Consider the following 24,359-nt stretch of genomic DNA (forward strand, 5'->3'; position numbering starts at 1 on the left):
CTCCCGTCATCGGTGCAGCGGCGGGGTGAGGCGGGTTGATCGTGAGGATGGAACATCGGTGACAGAGGGTGGATCATACGCGACCGAGCACCTGAATTCGGTAAATTACAGCGTTCCGTCAGGTTCCGATTCAGATTCCAGCGTTGGTGGTGCGCGTCGGCACGGCGTTCGCTCGACGGCTGGGCGACCGCATAACCTGTCACGGTGAGTGAATCAGGCAGCGATCCCGGTCGGTCCCCCTCGGGGCTGCGCGCAGCGCGTTCGGCGGTTGCTCCCCCACTCCGAGACGACCGGTTGAAACTGTTCGCCTTCACCACGGCGGAGAAGCGCGCGGAGTACCTGTGGGTGCTGCGGGCCTTCGACCACGCCCGCGCCAACTACGTCGTCCTGCTCCACGCCGGCGACGTCGCCCGCATTCTGGACGGTCTCGCCTGCGACGATCCGTCCGGACAACTCGGCGCCGGCGACGTCACTCCCCTGCTCGAGCAACTGCACGTCTGGGAAGTGCTCGAACGCAGCTACGACGGAACCCGCGCCGCCACGCTGGCCGAATACCGGAACCGGCACTTCGTCTATCAGTTCAGCCAGGCCGGCTACCAGGTGTTCCGAGCCGTCGAGGACGCTCTGGCGGCCCGGCTCGACGACGCGTCGCTGTCCCGCCTGGCGCTGCCCGACCTCCTCGCCGACATGAACGACCTGGCCGCCGCGAATCGTGCGGCCGACAACGACCTCGTGTACCGGAAACTCAACCGTCTCGACGCGACGCTGTCGGACATGGCCGGACGCGCCGCCCAGTTCTACCTGACCCTCGGCGACCTCGTCCGCACCACGGAGATCACGCCCGAGACGTTCATGTCCCACAAGGACGCTCTCCTCACGCACATGCGCGAGTTCAGCTCCGACCTCTCACGCTTTGCACCGAAACTCGCGGCGGCCATCGCGCTCGTGGAAGACACCGGCGTCGAGACGATGGTGGCGCGGGCCGCCGCCAGCGACGAGCGGGTGTTCCTCGGCATCGAAGAGCGCGAAGCCGATTGGCGCGCGCGATGGGCGGGATTGACGCATTGGTTCGTCGGGAGCGAGGCCGGTCTCAGCGAGTCGGAACGCCTCCGCGAGGGCACGATGAGTGCCATCGCCGCCGTCCTGTCGCTGCTGCGCCGCGTCACCGAGACCCGCAAGGGCGGTGTCAGCAGGGAGAGCCAATTACGCCACCTCGCAGGCTGGTTCGCCGCGACTCCGACCGAGGACGCCGCGCATGCGCTGTTCCAGGCCGTGTTCGACCTCGGGCGTCCGCGCCACCTGTCGATGGTGCATCCGGACGCCGACATCATTCCCGACACGCGGTCGTGGTGGGAGGCCCAGCCCGTCGAGATCTCCCGCACGCTGGCCGAGACGGGACGTCCCCCGTCGCCCGGCCTGCCCGCACGGGTGCAGCGCAACGAGGGCAGCGTGCGCCGCCTGCGGGAGGAACAGCTGACCGCACAACGACTTCGCGCCGCCGCCGCCCAGTCGCTGGCCCGGGGCGGGGTCTACGAGCGGGAACTCGACGAGGCCGAAACCGACGTGCTGCTGAGTCTGCTCAACGCCGCGCTGACGGCGCGGGTTCCGGTCAGCGGCCGTGTGAAGAGCAGCACAGGATCGGAGAACGGTGTGAAGCTCACCCTCAGCCCACACAGCGAATCGACGGTGGTGCGCACCGCCCGAGGACGCCTGCACCTCGACGGACTGCAGGTGAGCGTTCGGTGAAGGCACGGGAGATCTCGCCGCTCGCCCTCGACTCGTATCAGCGCGCCGCCCGCGTCATTCTGTCGAATCACCTGGTGACACAGACCTATCCGGATCGCATCGCACTCCCCCTGCTCCGCCGGTGGGCCACCGAATTACGCGACGATCTGATGACGCTCTTCGGGTACCGACTCGAAGTCACGGAGACGACCGCCCGGCTGTTCACGGTGAGCGACCGACTCGACGCCGGGACCCCGGCCAAGACGGCCACCGACCGCACGTTCGACCGGTACCGCTACGCCTACCTCGCGTTGGCGCTGGCCGCCCTCGGCCGCGCCGGAAACCAGATCACCCTGTCCGAGCTCGCCGATCACGTGGCCGCCGACGCCGCACAGGTCGACGGTGTGGACCTGTCCACGGAACGCGCGTCCGACCGGGATGCGTTCGTCGACGCCGTCGGCTGGCTCGCCGCCCGCGGCGCGATCGCCCTCGCCGACGGCGACGCGGGCGGCTGGGCCGCCAATCCCGATGCGGGAGAGGCGCTCTACGACATCGACAGGTCCGTCGTCATCGCCCTGTTCCGGCCGCCGCGCGCACTGCAGCACCTCCGGTCCATCCGCGGACTGCTCGCCGGTGCGGACGCGGTGACCGAGGACGACACCCCCGAGTTCGGGACCGCCCGGCCGGTCGATGTGAAGGAGACCGCGCGGCGGGTCCGGCGTGCTCTCGTCGAACGGCCCGTGGTCTACGCCGCCGACCTCGACGATGACGAGCTGATGCAACTCGCACTCCCCCGCACCGCAGCCGATGTCGAGTTGCTCACCGGACTGGTCGCGGAGCGGCGTGAGGAGGGTGTCGCGATGATCGACTCCTCCGGACGTCTGTCCGACGTCCGGTTCCCCGGGACGGGAACGGTCGCGCAGGTCGCGCTCCTGCTCGCCGGCGAGATCGCCGATCGCGTACTGGATCCGGATGCCCCGGAGACGGCCCGGATGCCGCTGCCGCGGGACCTGTTCGACGACCTCATCGAACAGGTCGACAGCGCCATTCCGCAGTCCGGGATCTTCGACAGCCTCGCCGGCCACGACGGATTCGAACCCGCGGACCCCGCCCCCGCGGACCGGCTGTTCCCGGTCATCGAGGACGCGTGGATCGCCGGCACCGTCCGGACACTGACCGAACGGTTCGGGCGCACGTTCGCCGCCGGGTGGCAGGCGGACCCGGACGGTCTGGGACGCGCGGCGCTGGCGCTGCTCGAGCGGCTACGCCTCACCGCGGCCGTGCCGGGTGGTGTGCTCGCACTCCCGGCACTCGCCCGCTACCGGGGTGTGGTGGTCACGATCCGCGACCGCACACCCGAGATCGACCTGTTCCAGAGCTCAGCGAACGACAGCGAGGAAGTCACAGCATGACGAGTGCGCGTTTCCGGCCCACCCGCGCCGGGATCATCAACCTCTGGGACTACCGCGATCAGGAGTTCTCCTTCGCCGACGGTCGCCTCGTTCTCCGCGGTCCCAACGGATCCGGCAAGACGAAGGCCCTCGAAGTGCTGTTCCCGTTCGTCCTCGACGGCCGGATCGAACCCCGGCGGCTCAATCCGTTCGCCGGCGAGGAACGCACCATGAAGTCGAACCTCCTGTACCGCGGGCAGGACAGCGCGTACTCGTACGTCTGGATGGAGTTCTGCCGCGGCGCGAAGGACGACCCCGAGGCCGTCACCGTGGGCATCGGCATGCGCGCCACCCGCACCAACGACAAGGTCACGCGCTGGTACTTCGTCGCCGACGGACGCGTCGGCGTCGACTTCTCCCTGCTCGGCAGCGACGACCGTCCGCTCACGAAGAAGCAACTGGGCGAACAGATCGGCACCGACTCCATCACCGACCGGCCGCTCGACTACCGCGCCGCGATCGACGCCCGGATGTTCGGGCTCGGCGTCCAGCGCTACGACCAGCTGATCAACCTCATCCTCACGCTCCGGCGACCTCAGCTCGCGAAGAACCTCGACCCCAAGGGACTGTCGCAGGCACTCACCGACGGTCTGCGACCGCTCGACGAGCAACTGGTCCTCGAGGCCGCCCGTTCGTTCAGCGACATGGAGGAGGTCGGCCGGGCGCTCGAGGGGCTGGCGGCGGCGGACCAGGCGGCACAGAGCTTCGTCGGCGTGTACGCGAAATACCTTCGCCAGCAGGCACGTACGGACGTCGACCACCTCGCTACCCGCCTGGAGGCCGTCCGATCCGGTATCGCCGCCCTCCATGGGGCGGCAGCGGACCGGGCCCGCAGCCAGGAGAGTCGAGCGGCCGCCGAAGAACGCTTCACCGCCGCCGAACGCGCACTCGACCAGGCAAATGCCACCCTGGACGCGCTGAAGCGGTCGACGGCATACGAGGGACGGACACAACTCGACGACCTCGCGCAGGCCGTCTCGACGCTCGAGAAGTCGACCGAACTGCAGGCCGAGAAGGCGCGCAAGGCCAAGGCGACCCTCGAACAGCGAGCCGAGGAACACGCCAAGGCCGGTGACGCCGTCGCACGCGCCGTCGAGGCGCTCACCCACGCCGAAGACGAACTTCACCTCGCCGCCGAGGACGCGGGAATCACCTGGACCGCACTCCCCGAGAACGCGCGCACCGACCAGCTGACCGCGGCGCTGCGCGGGCACACCGAAGAACGCGACGGCGACATCCGCGCGGTCCGGGCCGCGCTCGCCACCGTCGAGAGGGCCGCCACCGAACGGACCAGGGCCGACGAGGCGGCACGCCGCGGCCAGGAGCAACTCGACACCGCGAAGGTGGCCGTTCTCGAGGCCGAGACGGCGGTCGAGTCGGCCCGCAGCCGCTGCGCCGGCGAACTCCGATCCTGGTGGACGGAACAGTCGTCCCTCTACGCCGAGATCGACGCGCCCGCTTCCTTGTTCGAGGCCCTGGACACCGCCCTCGGCCTGATCGGCGACGACGACGCCGCCACCCTGTCGGAGACGCTGACCGAACAGACGACGGACGCCGTCGACGCGCTCCGGCTGCGTCGTCAGCAGTACGACCGCGACGTCGCCGCCGCCGAGGAGGCTATCGCCGAACACGAATCCGCCCGCGCGGCCATCGAATCCGAGCACGACGACGCCCCGCCGCTCTCGGCCGCCCGGCAGGACGCCCGGTCCCGGCTGACCGGTGCACCGCTGTGGCGCCTCGTCCGCTTCGCCGACGGTGTCGACGTCGCCGCGGCGGCAGGAATCGAAGCCGCACTGCAGGCCGCGAATCTCCTCGACGGCTGGGTGCCCGTCGACGACGCACTCCCCGACGTCGAATCCGAACAGTTCCTCGTGGCCCTTCCGGCCGGGGATCGGCCCACCGGCACGACCCTCGCCGACGTTCTCGAGGTCGAACAGGACACGGGCGTTCCCGACGATCGCGTGCGCGGGATCCTCGAGTCCATCGCCCTCGAATCCCTCGACCTGTCCGAAGGTCCGGTCGGTGTCGCCGAAGACGGTGCGTACCGGCAGGGAATCCAGCGCGGACGCCACACGAAATCGGACGCCGAGTACATCGGAACCACCGCACGGGCCCGCAGGCGCGCCACCCGTATCGCCGAACTCGACAGGATCCTCGAGGAAACGCGGGCGACCCTCGACGAGACCCGGGCGGCCGCGGATGCGGCAGCGGCGCTGCTGTCGCGGACCACCGCGGCGGCGCAGGCCCTGCCCCGCACCGGATCGATCCTCACGGCGCTGAAGAAGGTCACTGAATCCGCAGGCGCACTCCGCAGCCGCTCCGACACGGCGACAGCGGTCGGTCGCGAACTCGACCAGGCCATCGCCGACCTGTCCGCGAAGGAGAAGCAGCTCCGGGCCACTGCGTCCACGCACCGGACTCCCCACGTCGCCCGCGAGATCGACTCGCTCGCCGCGGCCGTCCGGCATTTCGAGAAGCAGGGCGAGATGGTGCAGCGGTGCAGGCGCGAACACGCCAAGGAGGTGGAGCACACCCGCGAGTCCGAGGACCGACTGCACGAGGCGCGCGGCAGCGCGGAGGAGTTCGCGGAAGAAGCTGCCATCGCCGAAGAGGTTCTCGCGCAACAGGTCCAACGCCTCGAGACGCTGCGCGACACGCTGGGAGCGGGGGCCGAGCAGTTGGACCGGCAACTCGAGGAGGCGCACGCGCGGATCGAGGCATGCAAGAAGGAGCAGCGCGACGCCCGCAAGGCCGACAAGGACGCGGGTGAGGCCATCGGTAAAGCCGAGGGCGCGTACAACACCGCCGTCCAGACGCTCCGGCTGGCGCTCACCGAAACGCACGCCGACGCCGCCCGCCTCGCGCCGTACGCCCGGCGCGACCTACTCGAACTCCTCGGCGTCGACGGCGGCCACACCTGGCCGGCGAGCTCGGCGGCGTGGATGAGTGCCGAACAGCTGGTGTATCGAATCCAGAACGCCGAAGACGACACCCCGATCCTGCCGCCCGAAGTGGACGCACTGTTCCGCGCACTGGACGGCGCCACCGAATCGGTGCGGGTCAGCGACTCGGCGCGCAAGTCGACGCGCACCGCGCTCACCACCGCGCTGCAGGATTTCGACGCACAATTGGCGGCCGCCGGCCAGGACTACCGGTTGCAGTGGGACGCCCCGGACGGCGTGACCGTGGTGCAGGTGCAGGACGACGAGGGTTACTCGTCGATCGGCGAGTTCGCCGCCCGCATCGCGTCCGCTCGCTCCGATCAGGAACTGCTGCTCACCGAATCCGAGCGTCGCATCCTGGAGGACGCGCTGCTCACGGGTCTCGCACAGCAGATCCACGAACGGACCGTCGACGCCCGCGAACTCATCGCCCGGATGGGCACCGAGATGCGGGAGCGCCGGATGTCGTCCGGCAACACCATTGGGGTCCACTGGGTGCTCGCCGACAACCTCGACGACAGCGCGAAGGCGATCTCCAAACTGCTCGAGCGCGACACCTCGGCGCTGGGGCCGGACGAGCTCGCCACGATGCGCGCCCACTTCGCCCATCAGATCAGGACTGCCCGCGCAGCCCACCCGGAGCGTTCGTACCCGGAGATCCTGGCGTCCGCCCTCGACTACCGGCGGTGGCGGGTGTTCTCGTTCACCCTGATCAGCGGCAACGGCAACGAGGACCGGCTGACCGTCGCCCGGCACAGCGCACTCTCCGGCGGCGAGCAGTCCGTCTCGCTGCACCTGCCGTTGTTCGCCGCAGCGCACGTCATGCTCGATTCCGCCGACCCCCATGCACCGCGACTGCTGGCGCTGGACGAGGCGTTCGCCGGCGTCGACGACAACGGCCGGGCCGAACTGCTCGGCCTCAGCGTGCAATTCGACCTCGACCTGTTCATGACCGGGTTCGACCTGTGGATCACGTACGGCGGCGTGCCGGGGTGCGCGCACTACGATCTGGCGCACTCGACAGCCGAGCAGAGCGTCAGCGCCACGCTGCTCGTGTGGTCGGATGGCGAACTACTCGCCGAACACGACGGCACCGACCTGGCGCAGGCGCTCGGTTCGCCCCTCCGCAGGCGCGTCCCGACGCCCGCGGAGGGTGCCCTCGAGTTCGCCTGACCCGTGAGTACTTGTTAACCGCGGGCGGTTGACAAGTACTCACGGGCGCCGGAGGCGCACACCGAGCAGGGCGTCCACGGCGGCGGCGAATTCGCCCGGCGCGTTCGTGTCCGAGCCACCGTTGTCGAGAGCGCGACGGGCCCAGCCGTCGAGGGCGTCGAGCGCCTTCGGGGTGTCGAGATCGTCCGCGAGATGCTGACGCAGGCGGGCGATCGTGTCGGTGGCCGACTGCGCCGACTCGAGTGCGGCGGCGTCCTTCCACAGCTGCAGCCGGGTGTGGGCGTCGGCGAGAACCTGCTCGGTCCACGGGCGGTCCTGCCGGTAGTGCCCGGACAGCAGTCCGAGGCGGATGGCGGCCGGGTCGACACCCTCGCCGCGCAGCTTCGACACGAACACGAGGTTGCCGCGGCTCTTCGACATCTTCTCGCCGTCGAGTCCGATCATGCCGGTGTGCACGTAGTGGCGGGCGAAGCGACGGTCGCCCGTGGCCGACTCGGCGTGCGCCGCGGAGTACTCGTGGTGCGGGAAGATCAGGTCGCTGCCGCCGCCCTGCACGTCGAAACCCGAGCCGATGCGGTTGAGGGCGATGGCCGAACACTCGATGTGCCAGCCGGGCCGCCCGGGACCGAACGGCGACGGCCACGACGGCTCCCCCGGGCGGACCGCACGCCACACCAGCGCGTCGAGGGGATCTTCCTTGCCGGGGCGGTCGGGGTCGCCGCCGCGCTCGGCGAAGAACTTGTCCATCGTCTCGCGGTCGTAGCCGGACTCGTACCCGAACTGCTCGGTCGCATTGGCGCGGAAGTACACGTCGGGGAATTCGGGGTCGTCGACGACGTAGGCGGCGCCGGACGCGACGAACTTCTCGACCATCTCGATCACTTCGCCGATCGACTCCACCGCGCCGATGTAGTCGCGCGGGGGCAGCACCCGGAGGGCTTCCATGTCTTCGCGGAACAGCGCGGTCTCGCGCATGCCGAGGACGACCCAGTCCTCGCCGTCGCGGTTGGCGCGCTCGAACAGCGGGTCGTCGACGTCGGTGACGTTCTGGACGTAGTGCACGTCGTGCCCGGCGTCACGCCAGATCCGGTTCACCAGATCGAACGTCAGGTACGTGGCCGCGTGACCGAGGTGGGTGGCGTCGTAGGGGGTGATACCGCACACGTACATCGTGGCCGTGCGTCCGGGAGTGACGGGACGTACCTGCCGGTCAGCGGTGTCGAACAACCGCAGCGGAGGCCCCTGGCCTGGAACGGACGGGACAGCGGTTTCGGACCAAGACTGCATGAGAGCGAGCCTAGTGGACCCGCATTTCCGCCTCGGAGGGAGCCGCCGCCCCCACGGGCACCGAACGGTTCCGTCAGAACGCGGGCCACGGAATCGGCCGGTGACCGTTCGGCCGGGGCATCACCGGTGCCGCGAGGAGGTCCACGGCACGCTCGTACAGCGCGGCGACCTCGCCGGACGTGATGTGCTCACCCAGTCGCGTACCGAAGTCGCCCTCGAGCGAGGAGATCAGTTCGGCGATGTCGACGACGAGGGCGCCCGGCACCTCCGTCCCGGCCCACCCCCACAACACGGTCCGCAGCTTGTTCTCCGTGTGCAGGCAGATGCCGTGGTCGACGCCGTAGACGGACCCGTCGAGCCCCTCGAGTGCGTGGCCGCCCTTGCGGTCGGCGTTGTTGATCAGCACGTCGAGGACCGCCATCCGCTGTAGCCGCGGGTCGTCGGCGTGGATGAGCGCGACCGGTTCTCCGTCCATGTCGGTGGCGCGCAGGATTTCGAACCACCCCTCGGGAACGGCGTCGGGAGCGCAGATGTCGACCAGGTCGAGACCGCCGGTGTCGTCGGCGTGCCGGTCGGGGGTGTCGACCCACCGCTGCACCATCCCCGGGCCGAACGGACCGTCCCGCAGGAGAGTGCGGGGAATCACACCCCACCCGAGCTGCTCGGATACGAGATACGACGCGTATTCACGTCCGGCGAGCGTGCCGTCGGGGAAGTCCCACAACGGACGCTCCCCGCGGACCGGCTTGTACACGCAGCGGACGGTGGTCTCGCCCTCGACCGCGTCGCACACCAGGGTGGCGTTACTGGCGTGGGTGATCTGGCCGATGAGGGTCAGCTCGCCGGACTCCAGAGGATCGGACTCCTCGGCAGGCACCCGTCAGTCCTCCTCGTCCATCTCCGGGGTGAGGCCGAAGCTCTGGCCACGGCGGTACCCGTTGGTCCGGATGCAGATGTGCCCCTCCGGCGCCAGTGGCTCACCGCACAGCGGGCACGGCGCGCGTCCGGCGGCGATGACCCGTTCGGACCGCAACGAGAAGTCCCGCGCCTGCAACGGGGTGAGGAAGACGCGCACGGCGTCCGGTCCGTCCTCGGAGTCGTCGAGAACGACGGACTCGTCGAACTCCGTCTCGCTGACGGCGAGCAGTTCCACCACGACGGCTCCGGCGTCCGCGTCCCAGCCCAGGCCCATCGTGCCGACCCGGAACTCGGCGTCGATCGGGGTGACGAGGGGGCTCGCGTCGTCGAGTTCGGCCCCCTCCGGGGGAACCTCCGTCCCGAACCGGCGGTGCACTTCCTCGAGGAGGAGCCCCATCCGGTCGGCCAGTACCTGGACCTGCTGTTTCTCCAGCAGGACGCTGATCACTCGCGCCTCGTGTACTGCCTGGAGATAGAACGACCTGTCGCCGGGCTCACCCACCGTCCCGGCAATGAATCGGTCAGGAGTGCGGAATACGTGAATTGCGCGTGACATTGCACCTCCTTCGGCTGGAGCCGGGCCCTACTGCGGCGCTGCCCACTCGTTGTTCCGTCTCGGACTGTTCCTCGCAGCATGTTGCGTTCATTATCCGTCAATCGTCACCGGCGGGGTCCGCCTAATCGTCACCGGCGGGGTCCGCCTAATCGTCACCGGCGGGGTCCGCCTAATCCTCACAGGCGGACCTCCCCGCCGGGCACCGATCCGGATACTTCGGCGCGGGCGCCGTCTCCGGACACCGGTGGCGTGTTGACTCCGGACAGATCGGCGCCGGTGTCGTTCATCTTCAGCACGTACGGACGGGTGGAGGTGTACCGGACGACGCTGATCGAGGCCGGCTCGGCGACGATCCGCTGGAATCCGTCGAGGTGCGCGCCGAGGGCGTCCGCGAGGACCGACTTGATGACGTCGCCGTGTGAGCACGCCACCCACACGACGTCGCGGCCGTGCAGTTCCGCGAGCCGTGCGTCGTGCTCGCGGACCGCGGCGACGGCCCGGGCCTGGACCTGCGCCAGACCTTCTCCCCCCGGGAACACCGCGGCGGACGCGTGCTGTTGCACGATCTTCCACAGCGGTTCCTCGAGCAGGACCTTCAGCTCGCGACCGGTCCACTCGCCGTAGTCGACCTCGACCAGCCGATGTTCCACCACGGGGGTCAGGCCCCGGGCCCGGGCGAGCGGTTCCACTGTCTGCTCGCACCGCACGAGCGGCGAATGCACGATCTCCTCGATGGCCACGTCGGCGAGCCGGGACACGATGGCTTGCGCCTGCTCGCGGCCGCGGTCGTCGAGTTCGACTCCCGGTGACCGGCCGGCAAGCGTGTGTGCAGTGTTCGAGGTCGACCGCCCGTGGCGCAGCAGCACAACTGTCATTGGCCCAGCCTAGTGTCGTGCACTCCCCGGCTGCCCGATCTCAGGTGGCCGACACGACGCCGGTCGCGAGAAGCGACAGGACGATCACGCCGAGGATGATGCGGTAGCCGACGAACCAGTACATCGAGTGGTCGACGACGAAACGGAGCAGCCACGCGATCGACGCGTAGCCGATGGCGAACGCGATCGCGGTGGCGACGAGAAGCTGCGGGCCGCTCGCGTTGAGACCCTCACCGGCCGGTTCGAACGCGTCCGGCAGGCTGAACAGCCCGGACGCGACGACCGCGGGGATCGCGAGGAGGAAGGAGTAGCGCGCCGCGGCTTCACGGGTGAGTCCGAGGAAGAGGCCTGCGCTGATCGTGCCGCCCGACCGCGAGACGCCCGGGATCAGTGCGAGCGCCTGGGCGGAACCCATGATGATGCCGTCCTTGGCACGCAGGTCCTCGACGGGACGCACCTTCCGCCCGTAGTACTCGGCCGCCGCGATGACCAACGCGAACACGATCAGCATGGTGGCGATCAGCCACAGGTTGCGGGCACCGGTGCGGATCTGGTCCTTGAACAGGAACCCGAGCACACCCACCGGGATCGTGCCGATGATCACATACCAGCCCATCCGGTAATCGAGATCACTGCGATGCTCGGGATGGAACAGTCCCCGGAACCATCCGGCGATGATCCGTCCGATGTCGCGGGCGAAGTAGATGAGCACCGCGGCTTCCGTGCCGAGCTGGGTGACGGCGGTGAAGGACGCACCGGCGTCGTCACCGAAGAAGATCTCCGACACGATCCGGAGATGGCCGGACGAGGAGATCGGCAGGAACTCGGTCAATCCCTGGACCGCACCGAGGACAATCGCCTGGAGCCAGGACATCGCCTCGCCCATCACTCACCGGTCCCGAGGTCGAATGTGCCGCTCTGACGCCAATTTCCCATGTCGCGTTCGTAATTCACCGGCGCCACGGTACCGGGGAGGGCGACCTCCGGCAGAATCCGGCGTGGCAGGACCCCCTGCCCCGCGATACCCCACTACTCTGCACCTGTGGTGGCCGGTTCCGGGGGGCACCAGCATCTTCGGGGGTGACGCCGGGGTTGCAGCTACGGTACGAGACGCAGGCGGTTATGGAACAGAGATCGGTCGGAGCAAGCGGGTTGCGAGTGTCACGACTCGGCCTGGGCACGCTCACCTGGGGTCGGGACACGGACGGCGACGAGGCCGCGGCGCAGATCGCGGCGTTCGTCGATGCGGGCGGAACGCTCGTCGACACCTCGCCCGCGTACGGCGACGGTGTGGCGCAGCGGATCCTGGCGGAACTGCTCGACGACGTGGTGCCGCGAACGGAACTCGTCCTGAGCTCGAGTTCCGGGATCAACCCGTCGGGTCCGTCACGAATCGACTGCTCGCGGCGCGGTCTCGTCGCCCAGCTCGACGCCACTCTGCGCGAACTCGGCACCGACTACCTGGACATGTGGCAGGTCGCCACCTGGGATCCGTTCACGCCGGTCGACGAGGTCGCCGCCACACTCGATTTCGCGGTGGCGAGCGGCCGGGTCCGGTACGTCGGGGCGCGGGGTTACCTCGGGTGGCAGCTGGCCACCGCGGCAGGCGCGTCCCGCGGCACCACGCTCGTCGCCACCCAGGTGGAGTACTCGCTGCTCGCCCGGGGAGTCGAGGAAGAACTGGTTCCGGCCGCGGTACATCACGGCATCGGTGTGTTCGCTGCGGTGCCGCTCGCCCGCGGAGTCCTGACCGGCAAATACCGCAACGGCATCCCCGTCGATTCCCGCGGTGCCGACGACGCGCACGCGCAGGACGTCCAGAGTTACCTCGGCGACTCCTCCGTCCGGGTGGTCGACGCGGTCGTGACCGCGGCCGACGGGCTCGGCACGTCCCCGCTGGCCGTCGCGCTCGCGTGGGCGCGCGACCGTCCGGGTGTTGCGAGCGCGGTCGTCGGGGCGAGGGACATCGCACAGCTGACCGGGGTGCTCGTCGCCGAGGAACTGGAGTTGCCCGCCGCGATCGCGGCGGCGCTCGACGACGTCAGCGCCTAGCGTGTGCAGGAGCAGGCAGACATGCACCTGCAGTTCACGTGCAGGGCAGGCTAACCTGGTGCCCACCGGCCGACGCCCGTAGATCTGCAGGAGAGTCCATGACCACGCTGAACGAGGCCGACGCGGCCGATCGCCGAACCGTCGGCTTCGCCGAGCGCATCAAGGCGGGGACGGACGCCGCTCACCGGGAGACGGAGCAGTCCCGCTTCGTCGGGGCCCTCCTCGCCGGTGAACTCACCTCGGACGGCTACGCCGAACTGCTCGCGCAGACGTACCTCGTCTACTGCGAACTCGAGGACGCCGGGCGCACCCACACCGGCAACCCCGTCGCGTCGCCGTTTCTCCACGACGAACTGCTGCGGGTTCCGTCGCTGGAAGCGGATCTCGAGTTCCTGCGCGGGCCGTCGTGGCGCGAGACGGTGGCCGCACTGCCCGCCACCACCCGTTACGTGGAGCGGCTCCGCGAGGTGGCGTACGAGTGGCCCGCCGGTTTCGTTGCGCACCACTACATCCGGTACATGGGAGACCTGTCCGGCGGACAGATCATCCGGCGCATGCTCGAACGCGCCTACGGGTACACCACCGACGGCCTGCAGTTCTACATCTTCGACGAGATCCCGAAACCGAAGGTGTTCAAGGACACCTACCGCGCGAAACTCGACGCCGCGCCCCTGACTCCGGCGGACCAGCAGCGGGTGATCGACGAGGTCAACCTCGCCTACCGGCTCAACGGCGACCTGTTCGCCGCCCTCGAAGCGGACATCGACCGGTACCTCGCACGATGAGATCGGTGTTCCGGACCCGCACGGACAGGTCGCTGTTCGCCGTTCTCGTCCTGCTTCTCGTGTCGGCGATAGCGGTGACGGCGTGCACTTCCGGCGCCGGTGACAGCGCCGGCGGCACCGGCGGTGCGCGCACGGCGGTCCTCGACGACCTGAATCCCGAACCCCTCGAGTCCCCTGCCACGCCGGTGCTGCCCGTCACGGTCCGCAGTTTCGACGGGGTGGACGTGACGATCACGGACGCGAGCAGGATCGTGACCGCGGACCGCTACGGAACGCTCACCGAGACGGTCTTCGCACTCGGACTCGGCGACAACGTGGTGGGCCGGGACATCGCCTCCGAGTTCCCGGCCGCACAGGACGTGCCGGTGGTGACACCGGGCGGGCAGTCCCTCAACGCCGAGGCCATCCTCGACCTGGCGCCGACGGTGATCCTCACCGACACCAGCATCGGACCGCAGGCCGTGCAGGATCAGCTGCGGGCAGCCGGTGTTCCCATCGTCTTCTTCGATCCGACGCGGACCCTCGAGGGCGTGCCCGATCAGATCACGGCGGTGGCGAATGCGCTCGGCGTGCCCGAGCAGGGCCGCGAACTCGCGGCCCGCACCGAGAGTGAGATCGCCGCCGCCCGGAGTCGCGCCCCCCAGGGCGACGATCCCTTGAAGATCGCGTTCCTCTATCTGCGCGGCACCGCGATCACCATGATCGGCGGCCCCGGGTCGGGCGCCGACTCGCTGATCGACGCGCTCGGCGCAGTCGACGCCGGCACCGCATCGGGCATCACGCAGCAGTTCGCGCCGATCACCAGCGAGGCTCTGATCGCCGCCGCTCCCGACGTCCTCCTGATGATGACGGGCGGGCTCGAATCGATCGGCGGCATCGAGGGACTCGAGAAGATCCCCGGGGTGGCGCAGACTCCGGCGGGCAAGAACCAGCGCGTCGTCGACATGCAGGACGGGGTGCTGCTCAGCTTCGGCCCCAACACGGGCCGTGTTCTCGGCGCGCTGGCCGACGCCGTCTACCCGACCGCCAATCCATGACCGTCGAAGACCTCCACGCTCCGGGTAAGCCTTCCTCACGCACTCGAACCGGTGCCGTTCTCGGCGGTCTGCTGATCGCCCTTGCTGTCGCCGCCGTCCTCTCGGCCTGCATTGGGCAGGTGCCGACCGGACCCGGAGAGGTTCTCGGCAGCATCCTGCACCGAATCGGACTGGATCTCGGGCCGATGCCCGCGCATCCCAGTGGTGAGGTGACGCTGTGGGAGGTTCGGTTCCCGCGCGTGGTCCTCGCCATCCTGGTCGGGGCGGCGCTCGGATGCGCGGGAGCGCTGCTGCAGGGTGTGTTCGCCAACCCGCTCGCCGAACCCGGCGTCATCGGGGTGTCGGCAGGCGCCGCGGTCGGCGCCAGCGCCGCCATCGTGGTCGGCGGCGCGTTCGCGGCCGGGTGGACGGTGGCCGCGGCCGCATTCGTCGCGGGCCTGATCACCACCGTCGCCGTGTACGTCCTCGCCCGGCACGAGGGCCGCACCGAGGTGGTCACCCTCGTCCTCACCGGGGTGGCGGTCAACGCGTTCGCCGGCGGCCTCATCGCCTTCTTCACGTTCATCGCGTCCCCCGCGGCGCGCGATCAGATCGTGTTCTGGCAACTGGGCAGCCTCAACGGGGCCACCTGGAACGCCGTCGCGGTGGTGGCGCCGATGACCGTCGCCGGGATCGCCGCCACGATGATGATCGCCGGGAAACTCGACCTGCTGTCTCTCGGCGAGAGCGCGGCCCGGCACCTCGGCCTCGACGTCGAGCGGCTGCGTCAGATCGCCGTGCTGATCGTCGCCCTGCTCGTCTCGTCCAGCGTGGCCTTCACCGGCATCATCCTGTTCGTCGGCCTGGTGGTCCCGCACCTGATGCGCATCGCCGCCGGGCCGGGCCACCGGGCCCTGATTCCGGCGAGCGCGCTGTGCGGCTCGCTCGTGCTGCTCCTCGCCGACCTGGGCGCCCGGTCCCTCGTGGCGAACGCGGACCTTCCGCTCGGCATGCTGACGGCCCTGGTCGGCGGGCCGTTCTTCTTCTGGTTGTTGCGCCGCACCCGGGCCAGTCAGGGCGGGTGGGCATGAGTCCGGCATTCCACCCGCTCCGCACCCGGGTCGGCGAGGCCATCGAGCAGAGCCTGTTCCGACGGACCGACCCGGTGCCCCCGCCGCGCTCCTCGGGGGCCGTGACGCTGCGGGCGGACGGCATCGCCGTCACCCGCGGGGGCAGGCCCGTGCTCGACGACGTGTCCGTGGACGTGCGGATCGGCGAGGTCCTCGTTCTCGTCGGCCCCAACGGGGCAGGCAAGTCGACCCTCCTCGCGGCGCTGTCGGGCGATCAGGACGTGCACACGGGAACCGTGCACCTCGACGACCGGGACCTCGGCGAGTGGACGGCGCTCGAGATGGCCCAGCGCCGGGCGGTCCTTCCCCAGCAGAACACGGTCGGATTCTCGTTCACCGCACGTCAGGTGATCACGATGGGCCGCTCACCGTGGGCGCGCACCCCCCGCTCCGACGACGACGCCGCCGCGATCGCCGAGGCCATGCGGATCTGCGACGTCGTGGCATTCGCCGACCGGCCGTTCACCGCGCTGTCGGGTGGCGAACGTGCCCGGGTGGCCCTGGCGCGGGTGCTGGCGCAGCGCACCGAGACGATCCTGCTCGACGAGCCCACCGCCGCCCTCGACCTCGGGCACCAGGAGACCGTGATGCGTCTCGCCCGCTCCCGCGCGGAGCAGGGTACCGCGGTGGTGGTCGTCCTCCACGACCTCGCGCTCGCCGCCGCATACGCGGACCGGATCGTGGTCCTCGAGCAGGGACGTGTCGCCGCCGACGGCCCGCCCGGCGACGTTCTGTCCGAGGAATTGCTGACCCGGGTGTACGGGCACCCCGTCGAGGTCATCGAGCACCCGGTGACCGGTGCGACCCTCGTCCTCCCCCGCCGCGACCGGCGCTAACCGCGGGTTCACAGCCCGTCGATGACCGCCCCGAGACGGCTGAGGACCGCACGGACGGTGATCCCGTCCTCCGGCCCTGCCACGTGGGAATCGGGATCGGACACGGCATCTCTCACGACGGCGACGATGCTGCGTTCATCGGTCAGGTCGATCTCCCGGACCGAGCGCCGCGCCGACGCGACGATGTCGTCCGGAGCCGGGACCTCGGTTTCCACGTCGGCGCGGTAGACCTCGACGTGCATCGTGCTCTTGCGCACCCGGAATGCGTAGGAGTTACCTTCTGCGGTCCGGCCGAAGCCGTGTGCGTGCGGTCCTACCGAGATGTCTTCGACGGTGAACGTCGGTGTTTCGGGTATTTCCACGGTCTTCTCCTCGATGACCTGGGCCGGCGATCGGGAGACCGCCGGGCGCGGGGTCGATGTTTCTCACGGTATCGCCTCGGCACCCGCTCGGCACCGACCGCATTTCGTGGGCGTTTCGCGGATCAGGGATGCTTGTGGGCAGTTGTACAGGTGTAGGTCGATGAGAGAACCCCGAGGAGCAGCACATGGGTAGACCGGGAGCGCGCGTCGTCGCCTCGTGTATCGGAGTGGCATTTCTACTGGTCACGGGCTGTTCGTCGAACTCCGACGAGGATCAGGCGATCACGATCGCGCCCGCGAGTGCCGCGCAGTCCCCGGCCCAGAACACCACGCCTGCCGGTGTCGTCCACCCTGTCGGCGTGCCGATCGAGTCCACCACATTCGACCCCGAGACCCGCACGACCGTCGTGCTGGGAGGCGAAGGCAACCAGGTCCTGCTGTTCCCGGCGGGGGATTTCACGGCGCCTCCGCGGGTGATTCCGCTGGACGACACCGTCGCCCAGGTCTCCCTCGCCCCCGGTGGTGTGGCGCTACTCGCCATGAACACCCAGGTAGGACGCCTGGACCTGCGGACGGGTGAGGTGACGTTCGTCCCCGCCGACGGCGACGTCCGGTCGGTCGCCCAACTGCCCGACGGGCGGCTGGCGATGGGCCTGGGCAATGGCGAGATTCACATCGTGAACACCGAGACGAACGAGTCACAGGTGATCGGCGGTCTCACGTCCGTCGACGGACTTGCCGTCGTCGGCGACTCGCTCACCGCTCTCGACCGTGGTCAGACGTCCGTCACCGCCATCGACGTCCCCGCTGCCGCGCTCGGTGTCGCGCTGCGCGCCGGGGAAGGCGCGACTCAACTCACGACCGATCATTACGGACGAATCCTCGTCACCGACACCACCGGCGACGAACTGCTCGCCTACACCACCGACACACTGATGCTCCGTCAGCGGTTCCCCGCCGGGCTCGCTCCGTACGCCGTCGCCTACGACGACACTGCCGACCGCGCGTGGGTCACGCTGACCGAGACCAACGAAGTGGTCGGATTCGACCTGTCGAGTGGTGTCGGCGTGGAAACGGCGCGGTATCCCACCGTCCGGCAGCCGAACTCTGTCACTGTGGATACCGTGAACGGTGACCTCCTGATCGGTTCCGCGACGGGAGACGGCCTACAGCAGATCCCGACGAGGAGTTCGTAGATGGCATCGCATTCACGTCGACTCCCCTCCGGGTGGGAGATCGAATCCGAGGACTTCGAGTACGTGCCGCTTCGGCTGCCACCCGACGTCACCCGCATCAGCGCTTCGATGAGGTTGGCCATCCAGGCGGAATTCGGTGGCTGGGAGCTGTCCCGAGTCCGCCTGTACTCCGACGGAAGCCGCCGTGTGCTGCTCAAACGAAGGAAGACCGCTCACCATGTCCCCGACCCCGCAATCTAGGGAGACCTCCTTGTACCACCTGCTGTTACGGGTGATGTTCCGCGTTCCTCCGGAGCGGATCCATCACCTGGCCTTCGCCGCGATGCGCCTGGTCACGCGGTTCTCGCCGCTGCGCCAGCTCGTCGGCAAGGTTCTCGTCGTGGACGATCCGGTACTGCGGAACACCGTGTTCGGACTCGACTTCCCGGCGCCGCTCGGACTCGCCGCCGGGTTCGACAAGGATGCGACCGGCGTCGACGCGTGGGGTCCCCTCGGCTTCGGGTTCGCCGAGGTGGGCACCGTCACCGCCCAGGCGCAGCCCGGCAACCCGGCTCCCCGCCTGTTCCGCCTGCCCGCGGACCGCGCCCTGATCAACCGGATGGGTTTCAACAATCACGGTGCAGGCAATGCCGCCAATCATCTCCGTCAGCGTCGGGCCGGTGTGCCGATCGGCGCGAACATCGGCAAGACCAAGATCGTCGACGCCGCGGACGCCCCGGCCGATTACACGGCGAGCGCGCAACTGCTCGGTCCGCTGGCCGATTTCATGGTGGTCAACGTCAGCTCCCCGAACACCCCGGGACTGCGGGACCTGCAGGCCGTCGAATCTCTCCGACCTCTCCTGCGTGCCGTTCTCGACTGCGTGACCGTCCCGGTTCTGGTGAAGATCGCACCCGACCTGTCCGACGACGACGTCGACGCGGTCGCGGATCTCGCGCTCGAACTCGGCCTGGCGGGCATCGTCGCGACCAACACCACGATCCGCCGAGACGGGCTGAACACCCCGGACGACGCGGTGGCGGCGATCGGCGCGGGCGGGTTGTCGGGACCTCCGGTCGCCGAACGATCCCTCGAGGTCCTCCGCCGCCTGCACGCGCGGGTGGGTGATCGCCTGGTGCTGATCTCCGTCGGCGGCATCGAGACCGTCGACCAGGCGTGGGACCGGATCCTGGCCGGGGCGTCCCTCGTGCAGGGTTACACCGGATTCATCTACGGTGGGCCGTTCTGGGCACGCCGCATCCACAAGGGGCTGGCCCGGAAGGTGCGCGAGGCCGGCTACTCCTCCGTCGCCGATGCGGTCGGCGCAGGCGCCGTGCGCTGACACCGACCGCACACAGACCGGTGGCCGGCGAATCCGAGGATTCGCCGGCCACCTGTGTCTTTCCGGAGCTCCCGGGCTACTGCTCGTACGTTCCCTGGATCTTCGCGCGAGCGATCGCATGCGAGAACAGGTTGAAACCCAGGAACGCCGGCGTCGAATCGGCCGTGACCCCGTCGAGGGTCTCCACGTCGAGCGCGTGGACCACGAAGATGTAGCGGTGCGGACCGTGTCCTTCCGGCGGTGCCGCGCCGAGGAAGCGACGCAATCCGGCGTCGTTCTTCAGCGTGATCGCACCGCTCGGGAGCCCGGTTCCGTCGTCGTCGCCTGCACCGCTCACCAGCGTGGTCGTGTCGGCCGGAATGTTGGCGACAGCCCAGTGCCAGAATCCGGACGCCGTCGGCGCGTCGGGGTCGTACACCGTCACCGCGAAGCTCTTGGTCTCGGCGGGGAATCCCGACCACGACAGCTGCGGTGAGTTGTCGTAGCCGCCGGCGCCGAAGATTCCGCTGACCTGTTCCTTGTTCAGCGGCTGCCCGTCGGTGACGTCGGTGGAGGTCAGCTCGAAACTCGGCAGGTCGGGAAGTGCCTCGTACGGGTCGTGTGACATGCGTTTCCTCTCGTGTCGCGTATCGGTTCTCGGATCAGCTGTGGAGCAGAAAATGTTCCAGCACGCGTGTACCGAACAGTAGTGCGTCGACCGGTACCCGTTCGTCGACACCGTGGAACAGCGCGCTGAAATCCAGGTCGGCGGGCAGCTGCAGCGGAGCGAACCCGAAGCACCGGACGCCGAGCTTCGCGAACGCCTTGGCGTCGGTTCCACCCGACAGCATGTAGGGCACGGTCCGGGCACCGGGATCGTGCGCGAGGATCGCGTCGTTCATGGCGTCGACCAGATGCCCGTCGAACGTCGTCTCGTAGGAGTCGAGTTTCGTGATCCATTCACGCTGGACGTCGGGTCCGATGAGCTCGTCGACCGTCGCCTCGAACTCGGCCTGCCTGCCGGGCAGGATTCGGCAGTCGACGACGGCCTCCGCGGTCTGCGGGATGACGTTGGCCTTGTAGCCGGCCGAGAGCATGGTCGGGTTCGCGGTGTCGCGCAGGGTGGCGCCGATGATGTTGGCGATGGTGCCGAGTTTCGCGAGGGTGCCGTCGAGGTCGGGCGACTTCGGGTCGAAGTCGAGTCCGGTCTCCTCACCCGCCGCTGCGAGGAATTCGGCCACCGAATCGGAGATGACCAACGGGAAGGTGTGCGCACCCAGCCGGGCGACTGCCTGCGCCAGGATGGTGACGGCGTTGTCGGTGTGCAGGAACGAACCGTGCCCGGCCCGGCCCTTGGCCGTCAGCCGCATCCATCCGAGGCCCTTCTCGGCGGTCTCGACGAGATAGAGCCTGCGGTCGGTGCCGTCCGGTCGCGGAACGGTCAGGGAGAAACCACCGACCTCACCGACCGCTTCCGTCACACCCTCGAACAGGTCAGGGCGATTCTCGACCAGCCACTGGCAGCCGTACTTGCCACCGGCCTCTTCGTCGGCGACGAAGGCGAACACGAGATCGCGGGGAGGAACGATTCCCTCGGCCTTGAACTGGCGGGCCACCGCCAGGATCATCCCGACCATGTCCTTCATGTCGACGGCGCCGCGACCCCACACGTATCCGTCCTCGACGGCTCCGGAGAACGGGTGGACGCGCCAGTCCGCCGGCTCGGCGGGAACGACGTCGAGGTGGCCGTGCAGCATGAGGGCGCCGCGGTCGGGGTTCGATCCCTTCAGCCGCGCGAACACGTTGCCGCGGCCCGGTGCACCCGACTCCACGTACTCGGTCTCGTAACCCACTTCCTGCAGCTGGGCCGCCACCCACTCCGCACACTCGCGTTCGCCCTTCGTCGTGGCGAGCTCTCCGGTGTTGGACGTGTCGAAGCGGATCAGTGAACTGACGAGATCCACGACTTCGGCTTCGGCGCGACCCTGGCCTGGGGTTTCCTGTGTAGTTGGCACTCCACTTTCCTACCACCGCGGCAGCGGAAACGCTCAGGTGAGAGGGGCGATTTGGGCCGTGGCGGTTCATCGGTTAATCTTTTGCAGCACCCAGGAAATGGGGGCAAGCAAGTCCGAGTGGCGGAATGGCAGACGCGCTAGCTTGAGGTGCTAGTGTCCTATTAACGGACGTGGGGGTTCAAGTCCCCCCTCGGACACTCTGAGTTGAGACAGACGAAAAGGCCCCGGTTCATCGAACCGGGGCCTTCTTCGTGAGAGGGCGAAGTTCGATGGGTGAAACAACGACGACGATCGATCCGTCGGAGCTCGAGATCTGCTTGAAGGTTCTCGATCAGGCGGCGGAACTCGACGACGCGGATCCCGATTCCGTCACGGTCCAGCGCGCCGTCGGTCACCTCTTCAAGAAGTTGAAGAAGCGCAGGCGGATCGCGGCCCGCGACGCCGTCTCCGAGGCCGACCGTCAGGTCGTCGCCGCCACCGCCACGGGTTCCCCCGATCGGATCGACGACGAGACCGCAGGCATCCCCCTCACGTCGAACGCCGACGGGGCGTCCGCGGGCACCCTGATCCGGCCCCGCCCGTGCTACATCTGCAAGCAGCGGTACACCCGGGTCGACGCCTTCTACCACCAGCTGTGCCCCGACTGCGCGGCCAAGAGCCGCGCCAAGCGGGACGCGCGCGCCGACCTCACCGGCCGCCGGGCGCTGCTGACCGGCGGCCGCGCCAAGATCGGCATGTACATCGCGCTGCGGTTGCTCCGCGACGGAGCCCACACGACGATCACGACACGCTTCCCCAACGACGCCATCCGCCGGTTCAAGGCGATGGAGGACAGCAGCGAGTGGATCCACCGGCTGCGCGTCGTCGGAATCGATCTGCGCGACCCGGCGCAGGTCGTCGCGCTGGCCGACTCCGTTGCCGCGCAGGGCCCGCTGGACATCCTGATCAACAACGCCGCGCAGACGGTGCGACGCTCGCCCGGCGCCTACAGCGCGCTCGCGGATGCCGAGTCCGGTGCCCTCCCCTCCGGCGACCTGCCCGACGTCCTGACGTTCGGCAAGACGAGCGACGCCCACCCGGCGGCACTCGCCGGTTCACTGTCCGACGTGTCCGCGATGGCGGGCGCCGCACTGTCCCCCGACGCGGTGAGTTCGCTCGCCCTGGTCGCGAAGTCGGCATCCCCCGATCGCATCGACCAGGGTCTGGCGATCGACGCCGGCGGACTCCTGCCCGACCTCGCGCACACGAACAGCTGGGTCCAGACGGTCGAGGAAGTCGACCCGATCGAGCTGCTCGAGGTGCAATTGTGCAACTCGGTCGCCCCGTTCATCCTCGTGTCCCGGCTGCGCCCCGCGATGGCGGCGGCAGGCGCCCGCCGCAAGTACGTGGTGAACGTCTCCGCGATGGAGGGCCAGTTCAGCCGCGCCTACAAGGGTCCGGGGCATCCGCACACCAACATGGCGAAGGCCGCGCTGAACATGCTCACCCGCACCAGCGCCAAGGAGATGCTCGAGGACGGCATCCTCATGACCGCGGTGGACACCGGGTGGATCACCGACGAGCGGCCGCATTACACCAAGATGCGCCTGGCCGACGAGGGTTTCCACGCCCCCCTCGACCTCGTCGACGGCGCCGCCCGCGTCTACGACCCGATCGTCCAGGGCGAGCAGGGCGTCGATCTGCACGGCTGCTTCCTGAAGGACTACGAGCCCTCATCCTGGTGATCGAACACAGCTCGGATCCGCCTACGAGAGCATCGACACAGCCGGAGCACTCTCCGGCACGGGGATAATAGGGGTCGTACCGATACCTGCAAATGGAGGCGCTTCATGGCGATAGCCGTTGTCCACCGAGACAGCCCGGAAGGCCGGGCGGCCATCGTCCACGCCGCCCGCGAGGCTGTGCAACGACGGGAACAGCTGCTCGTCCTCCACGTCCTCGACGACGACCCCGGGCAGGACGCCGAGTCCGACCGGTCCGCCTTGCGCGCCGAGATCCAGGCGACGCTCGAGGGCGGCGGGGTCGGCGAGTCGTCGTGGGAACTGCGCACCAACGAACACGACGGAGATCAGGTGAGCGCACTGTGCGCGCTGGTCGACAGCAGCGGTGCGGATCTGCTCGTCGTGGGTACCCGGCGCATGTCCCCGATCGGCAAGTTCCTCCTGGAACGGTGGCTGCAGCGCGTCCTCCTCGAGGTCGACATTCCGATCCTGGTGGTCAAGGAAGACGTGCGCGGCACCGCCTGAGCCCGTTACCCGGCGGACCCGGCCGGACGACGCCTACGATGGCGTAGGGGGAACTTCGGATGTCAGGGGTGCATCGATGGGGAACGTCTTCTTCGAGGTCGTCGCCGACGCCACTGCCGTCGCGCACCTGATCTTCATCCTCTACGTCGTGTGCGGCGGGTTTCTCGCCTGGCACTGGCCGCGCACCATCGCCCTCCACCTCGCCGCGGTGGCCTGGGGATTCACCGGCCTCCTCGTCGGCATCGACTGTCCGCTGACACATGTGGAGAGCTGGGCCCGGGTCCGCGCCGGGCAGGACCCACTCCCCTCGTCCGGGTTCATCTCCCACTACCTCACCGGGGTCGTCTACCCGGAATCCGCCGCGGGAGCGATCCAAACTCTCGTCGCGCTCGGCGTCGTCACCTCGTGGGTCGGCTACGTCGTCCTGCGGCTCCGCACCCGGATACCCCTCACACCCACCCACCCCGGTACCGGAGTCTGAGCTGCCGCTTCCC

Annotated in this window: 22 protein-coding genes and 1 tRNA gene; 15 read left to right on the top strand and 8 right to left on the bottom strand. The window is 69.1% G+C overall.

The features are described from left to right. Positions 1 to 294 precede the first annotated feature (294 nt). Genes ACLIVD_RS23240 through ACLIVD_RS23250 form a run of 3 tightly spaced genes read left to right on the top strand, consistent with a single transcriptional unit; the run spans position 295 to position 7,291 of the window. The gene (locus ACLIVD_RS23240; RefSeq protein ID WP_349307530.1) at positions 295 to 1,746 is read left to right on the top strand and encodes a TIGR02677 family protein; all 1,452 of its coding nucleotides are present in this window, start codon (positions 295 to 297) and stop codon (positions 1,744 to 1,746) included. Continuing rightward, positions 1,743 to 3,137, top strand: coding sequence for a TIGR02678 family protein (locus tag ACLIVD_RS23245; RefSeq protein WP_491930738.1), 1,395 nt, complete (start codon positions 1,743 to 1,745; stop codon positions 3,135 to 3,137). The genes ACLIVD_RS23240 and ACLIVD_RS23245 overlap by 4 nt, the downstream gene beginning before the upstream one ends. Next, entirely contained in the window at positions 3,134 to 7,291 is a 4,158-nt protein-coding gene (locus tag ACLIVD_RS23250) for a TIGR02680 family protein (RefSeq protein ID WP_491930739.1), read from the top strand. Before ACLIVD_RS23245 ends, ACLIVD_RS23250 begins: the two co-directional genes overlap by 4 nt. Before the next feature lie 39 nt (positions 7,292 to 7,330). On the opposite strand, the gene mshC is transcribed toward ACLIVD_RS23250, so the two are convergent. From mshC to ACLIVD_RS23275, 5 genes are all read right to left on the bottom strand, one after another. Then, complete coding sequence (gene mshC, locus ACLIVD_RS23255; protein WP_283354452.1) at positions 7,331 to 8,578, bottom strand: cysteine--1-D-myo-inosityl 2-amino-2-deoxy-alpha-D-glucopyranoside ligase; 1,248 nt, start codon at positions 8,576 to 8,578, stop codon at positions 7,331 to 7,333. A gap of 73 nt (positions 8,579 to 8,651) precedes the next feature. Next, positions 8,652 to 9,455 (bottom strand): SCO1664 family protein, encoded by an 804-nt coding sequence (locus ACLIVD_RS23260; protein ID WP_317570578.1) that lies wholly within the window; start codon positions 9,453 to 9,455, stop codon positions 8,652 to 8,654. Positions 9,456 to 9,458: 3 nt separating this feature from the next. Then, the gene (locus ACLIVD_RS23265) at positions 9,459 to 10,052 is read right to left on the bottom strand and encodes a DUF3090 domain-containing protein (RefSeq protein WP_005243068.1); all 594 of its coding nucleotides are present in this window, start codon (positions 10,050 to 10,052) and stop codon (positions 9,459 to 9,461) included. A 176-nt stretch (positions 10,053 to 10,228) separates the two neighbouring features. After that, a complete protein-coding gene (locus ACLIVD_RS23270) occupies positions 10,229 to 10,927 on the bottom strand; it encodes a histidine phosphatase family protein (protein WP_011594100.1) in 699 nt (232 codons plus the stop codon). Positions 10,928 to 10,967: 40 nt separating this feature from the next. After that, positions 10,968 to 11,813, bottom strand: a complete 846-nt coding sequence (locus tag ACLIVD_RS23275) for an undecaprenyl-diphosphate phosphatase (protein WP_043788485.1) — start codon at positions 11,811 to 11,813, stop codon at positions 10,968 to 10,970. 236 nt (positions 11,814 to 12,049) lie between these two features. On the opposite strand from ACLIVD_RS23275, the gene ACLIVD_RS23280 reads away from it, so the two are divergent. The 5 genes from ACLIVD_RS23280 (at position 12,050) to ACLIVD_RS23300 (ending at position 16,746) form a co-directional block, all read left to right on the top strand. Then, on the top strand, positions 12,050 to 12,979 hold the full coding sequence (locus ACLIVD_RS23280) for an aldo/keto reductase (RefSeq protein ID WP_280780035.1): 930 nt from the start codon (positions 12,050 to 12,052) through the stop codon (positions 12,977 to 12,979). Positions 12,980 to 13,077: 98 nt separating this feature from the next. Then, complete coding sequence (locus ACLIVD_RS23285; protein ID WP_317570576.1) at positions 13,078 to 13,764, top strand: biliverdin-producing heme oxygenase; 687 nt, start codon at positions 13,078 to 13,080, stop codon at positions 13,762 to 13,764. Next, on the top strand, positions 13,761 to 14,801 hold the full coding sequence (locus ACLIVD_RS23290) for a heme/hemin ABC transporter substrate-binding protein (protein ID WP_491930740.1): 1,041 nt from the start codon (positions 13,761 to 13,763) through the stop codon (positions 14,799 to 14,801). Before ACLIVD_RS23285 ends, ACLIVD_RS23290 begins: the two co-directional genes overlap by 4 nt. Then, positions 14,798 to 15,871 carry a FecCD family ABC transporter permease gene (locus ACLIVD_RS23295; RefSeq protein ID WP_491930741.1) on the top strand — a complete coding sequence of 358 codons (1,074 nt, stop codon included), beginning with the start codon at positions 14,798 to 14,800 and terminating at the stop codon, positions 15,869 to 15,871. The genes ACLIVD_RS23290 and ACLIVD_RS23295 overlap by 4 nt, the downstream gene beginning before the upstream one ends. After that, positions 15,868 to 16,746: a heme ABC transporter ATP-binding protein gene (locus tag ACLIVD_RS23300; RefSeq protein WP_280780031.1), complete on the top strand. Its 879-nt coding sequence runs from the start codon at positions 15,868 to 15,870 to the stop codon at positions 16,744 to 16,746. The genes ACLIVD_RS23295 and ACLIVD_RS23300 overlap by 4 nt, the downstream gene beginning before the upstream one ends. Positions 16,747 to 16,754: 8 nt before the next feature. Here ACLIVD_RS23300 and ACLIVD_RS23305 read toward each other — a convergent pair whose 3' ends face one another. Continuing rightward, the gene (locus ACLIVD_RS23305; RefSeq protein WP_005243085.1) at positions 16,755 to 17,108 is read right to left on the bottom strand and encodes a hypothetical protein; all 354 of its coding nucleotides are present in this window, start codon (positions 17,106 to 17,108) and stop codon (positions 16,755 to 16,757) included. A gap of 185 nt (positions 17,109 to 17,293) precedes the next feature. Here ACLIVD_RS23305 and ACLIVD_RS23310 point away from each other — a divergent pair, with 185 nt between their 5' ends. Genes ACLIVD_RS23310 through ACLIVD_RS23320 form a run of 3 tightly spaced genes read left to right on the top strand, consistent with a single transcriptional unit; the run spans position 17,294 to position 19,625 of the window. Beyond that, entirely contained in the window at positions 17,294 to 18,304 is a 1,011-nt protein-coding gene (locus tag ACLIVD_RS23310) for an NHL repeat-containing protein (RefSeq protein ID WP_283335158.1), read from the top strand. Continuing rightward, positions 18,305 to 18,544: a DUF5703 family protein gene (locus ACLIVD_RS23315; RefSeq protein WP_005243088.1), complete on the top strand. Its 240-nt coding sequence runs from the start codon at positions 18,305 to 18,307 to the stop codon at positions 18,542 to 18,544. 10 nt (positions 18,545 to 18,554) lie between these two features. Further along, entirely contained in the window at positions 18,555 to 19,625 is a 1,071-nt protein-coding gene (locus ACLIVD_RS23320) for a quinone-dependent dihydroorotate dehydrogenase (protein ID WP_491930742.1), read from the top strand. 76 nt (positions 19,626 to 19,701) lie between these two features. On the opposite strand, the gene ACLIVD_RS23325 is transcribed toward ACLIVD_RS23320, so the two are convergent. Both ACLIVD_RS23325 and ACLIVD_RS23330 read right to left on the bottom strand, forming a co-directional pair. Continuing rightward, entirely contained in the window at positions 19,702 to 20,232 is a 531-nt protein-coding gene (locus tag ACLIVD_RS23325) for a YbhB/YbcL family Raf kinase inhibitor-like protein (RefSeq protein WP_005243092.1), read from the bottom strand. Between the two features lie 34 nt (positions 20,233 to 20,266). Next, a complete protein-coding gene (locus ACLIVD_RS23330) occupies positions 20,267 to 21,619 on the bottom strand; it encodes a M20/M25/M40 family metallo-hydrolase (protein ID WP_105416290.1) in 1,353 nt (450 codons plus the stop codon). 111 nt (positions 21,620 to 21,730) lie between these two features. On the opposite strand from ACLIVD_RS23330, the gene ACLIVD_RS23335 reads away from it, so the two are divergent. From ACLIVD_RS23335 to ACLIVD_RS23350, 4 genes are all read left to right on the top strand, one after another. Next, positions 21,731 to 21,816 (top strand) — tRNA-Leu (locus tag ACLIVD_RS23335). Between the two features lie 72 nt (positions 21,817 to 21,888). After that, complete coding sequence (locus ACLIVD_RS23340; protein WP_317570572.1) at positions 21,889 to 23,343, top strand: SDR family NAD(P)-dependent oxidoreductase; 1,455 nt, start codon at positions 21,889 to 21,891, stop codon at positions 23,341 to 23,343. Between the two features lie 105 nt (positions 23,344 to 23,448). Then, positions 23,449 to 23,865 carry a universal stress protein gene (locus ACLIVD_RS23345; protein WP_317570571.1) on the top strand — a complete coding sequence of 139 codons (417 nt, stop codon included), beginning with the start codon at positions 23,449 to 23,451 and terminating at the stop codon, positions 23,863 to 23,865. A 76-nt stretch (positions 23,866 to 23,941) separates the two neighbouring features. Next, complete coding sequence (locus ACLIVD_RS23350) at positions 23,942 to 24,346, top strand: DUF2784 domain-containing protein (RefSeq protein ID WP_280780026.1); 405 nt, start codon at positions 23,942 to 23,944, stop codon at positions 24,344 to 24,346. Positions 24,347 to 24,359 lie beyond the last annotated feature (13 nt).

The sequence above is a fragment of the Rhodococcus sp. G6(2025) genome, from assembly GCF_058628105.1.

What these genes read in the sequence shown, in the direction of transcription:
- ACLIVD_RS23275 (WP_043788485.1), bottom strand. Translation starts at nt 11,813, where the DNA reads ATGGGCGAGGCGATGTCCTGGCTCCAGGCGATTGTCCTCGGTGCGGTC.
- ACLIVD_RS23350 (WP_280780026.1), top strand. Translation starts at nt 23,942, where the DNA reads ATGGGGAACGTCTTCTTCGAGGTCGTCGCCGACGCCACTGCCGTCGCG.
- mshC (WP_283354452.1), bottom strand. Translation starts at nt 8,578, where the DNA reads ATGCAGTCTTGGTCCGAAACCGCTGTCCCGTCCGTTCCAGGCCAGGGG.
- ACLIVD_RS23285 (WP_317570576.1), top strand. Translation starts at nt 13,078, where the DNA reads ATGACCACGCTGAACGAGGCCGACGCGGCCGATCGCCGAACCGTCGGC.
- ACLIVD_RS23250 (WP_491930739.1), top strand. Translation starts at nt 3,134, where the DNA reads ATGACGAGTGCGCGTTTCCGGCCCACCCGCGCCGGGATCATCAACCTC.
- ACLIVD_RS23280 (WP_280780035.1), top strand. Translation starts at nt 12,050, where the DNA reads ATGGAACAGAGATCGGTCGGAGCAAGCGGGTTGCGAGTGTCACGACTC.
- ACLIVD_RS23325 (WP_005243092.1), bottom strand. Translation starts at nt 20,232, where the DNA reads ATGTCACACGACCCGTACGAGGCACTTCCCGACCTGCCGAGTTTCGAG.
- ACLIVD_RS23310 (WP_283335158.1), top strand. Translation starts at nt 17,294, where the DNA reads ATGGGTAGACCGGGAGCGCGCGTCGTCGCCTCGTGTATCGGAGTGGCA.
- ACLIVD_RS23315 (WP_005243088.1), top strand. Translation starts at nt 18,305, where the DNA reads ATGGCATCGCATTCACGTCGACTCCCCTCCGGGTGGGAGATCGAATCC.
- ACLIVD_RS23265 (WP_005243068.1), bottom strand. Translation starts at nt 10,052, where the DNA reads ATGTCACGCGCAATTCACGTATTCCGCACTCCTGACCGATTCATTGCC.
- ACLIVD_RS23340 (WP_317570572.1), top strand. Translation starts at nt 21,889, where the DNA reads ATGGGTGAAACAACGACGACGATCGATCCGTCGGAGCTCGAGATCTGC.
- ACLIVD_RS23300 (WP_280780031.1), top strand. Translation starts at nt 15,868, where the DNA reads ATGAGTCCGGCATTCCACCCGCTCCGCACCCGGGTCGGCGAGGCCATC.
- ACLIVD_RS23295 (WP_491930741.1), top strand. Translation starts at nt 14,798, where the DNA reads ATGACCGTCGAAGACCTCCACGCTCCGGGTAAGCCTTCCTCACGCACT.
- ACLIVD_RS23270 (WP_011594100.1), bottom strand. Translation starts at nt 10,927, where the DNA reads ATGACAGTTGTGCTGCTGCGCCACGGGCGGTCGACCTCGAACACTGCA.
- ACLIVD_RS23290 (WP_491930740.1), top strand. Translation starts at nt 13,761, where the DNA reads ATGAGATCGGTGTTCCGGACCCGCACGGACAGGTCGCTGTTCGCCGTT.
- ACLIVD_RS23345 (WP_317570571.1), top strand. Translation starts at nt 23,449, where the DNA reads ATGGCGATAGCCGTTGTCCACCGAGACAGCCCGGAAGGCCGGGCGGCC.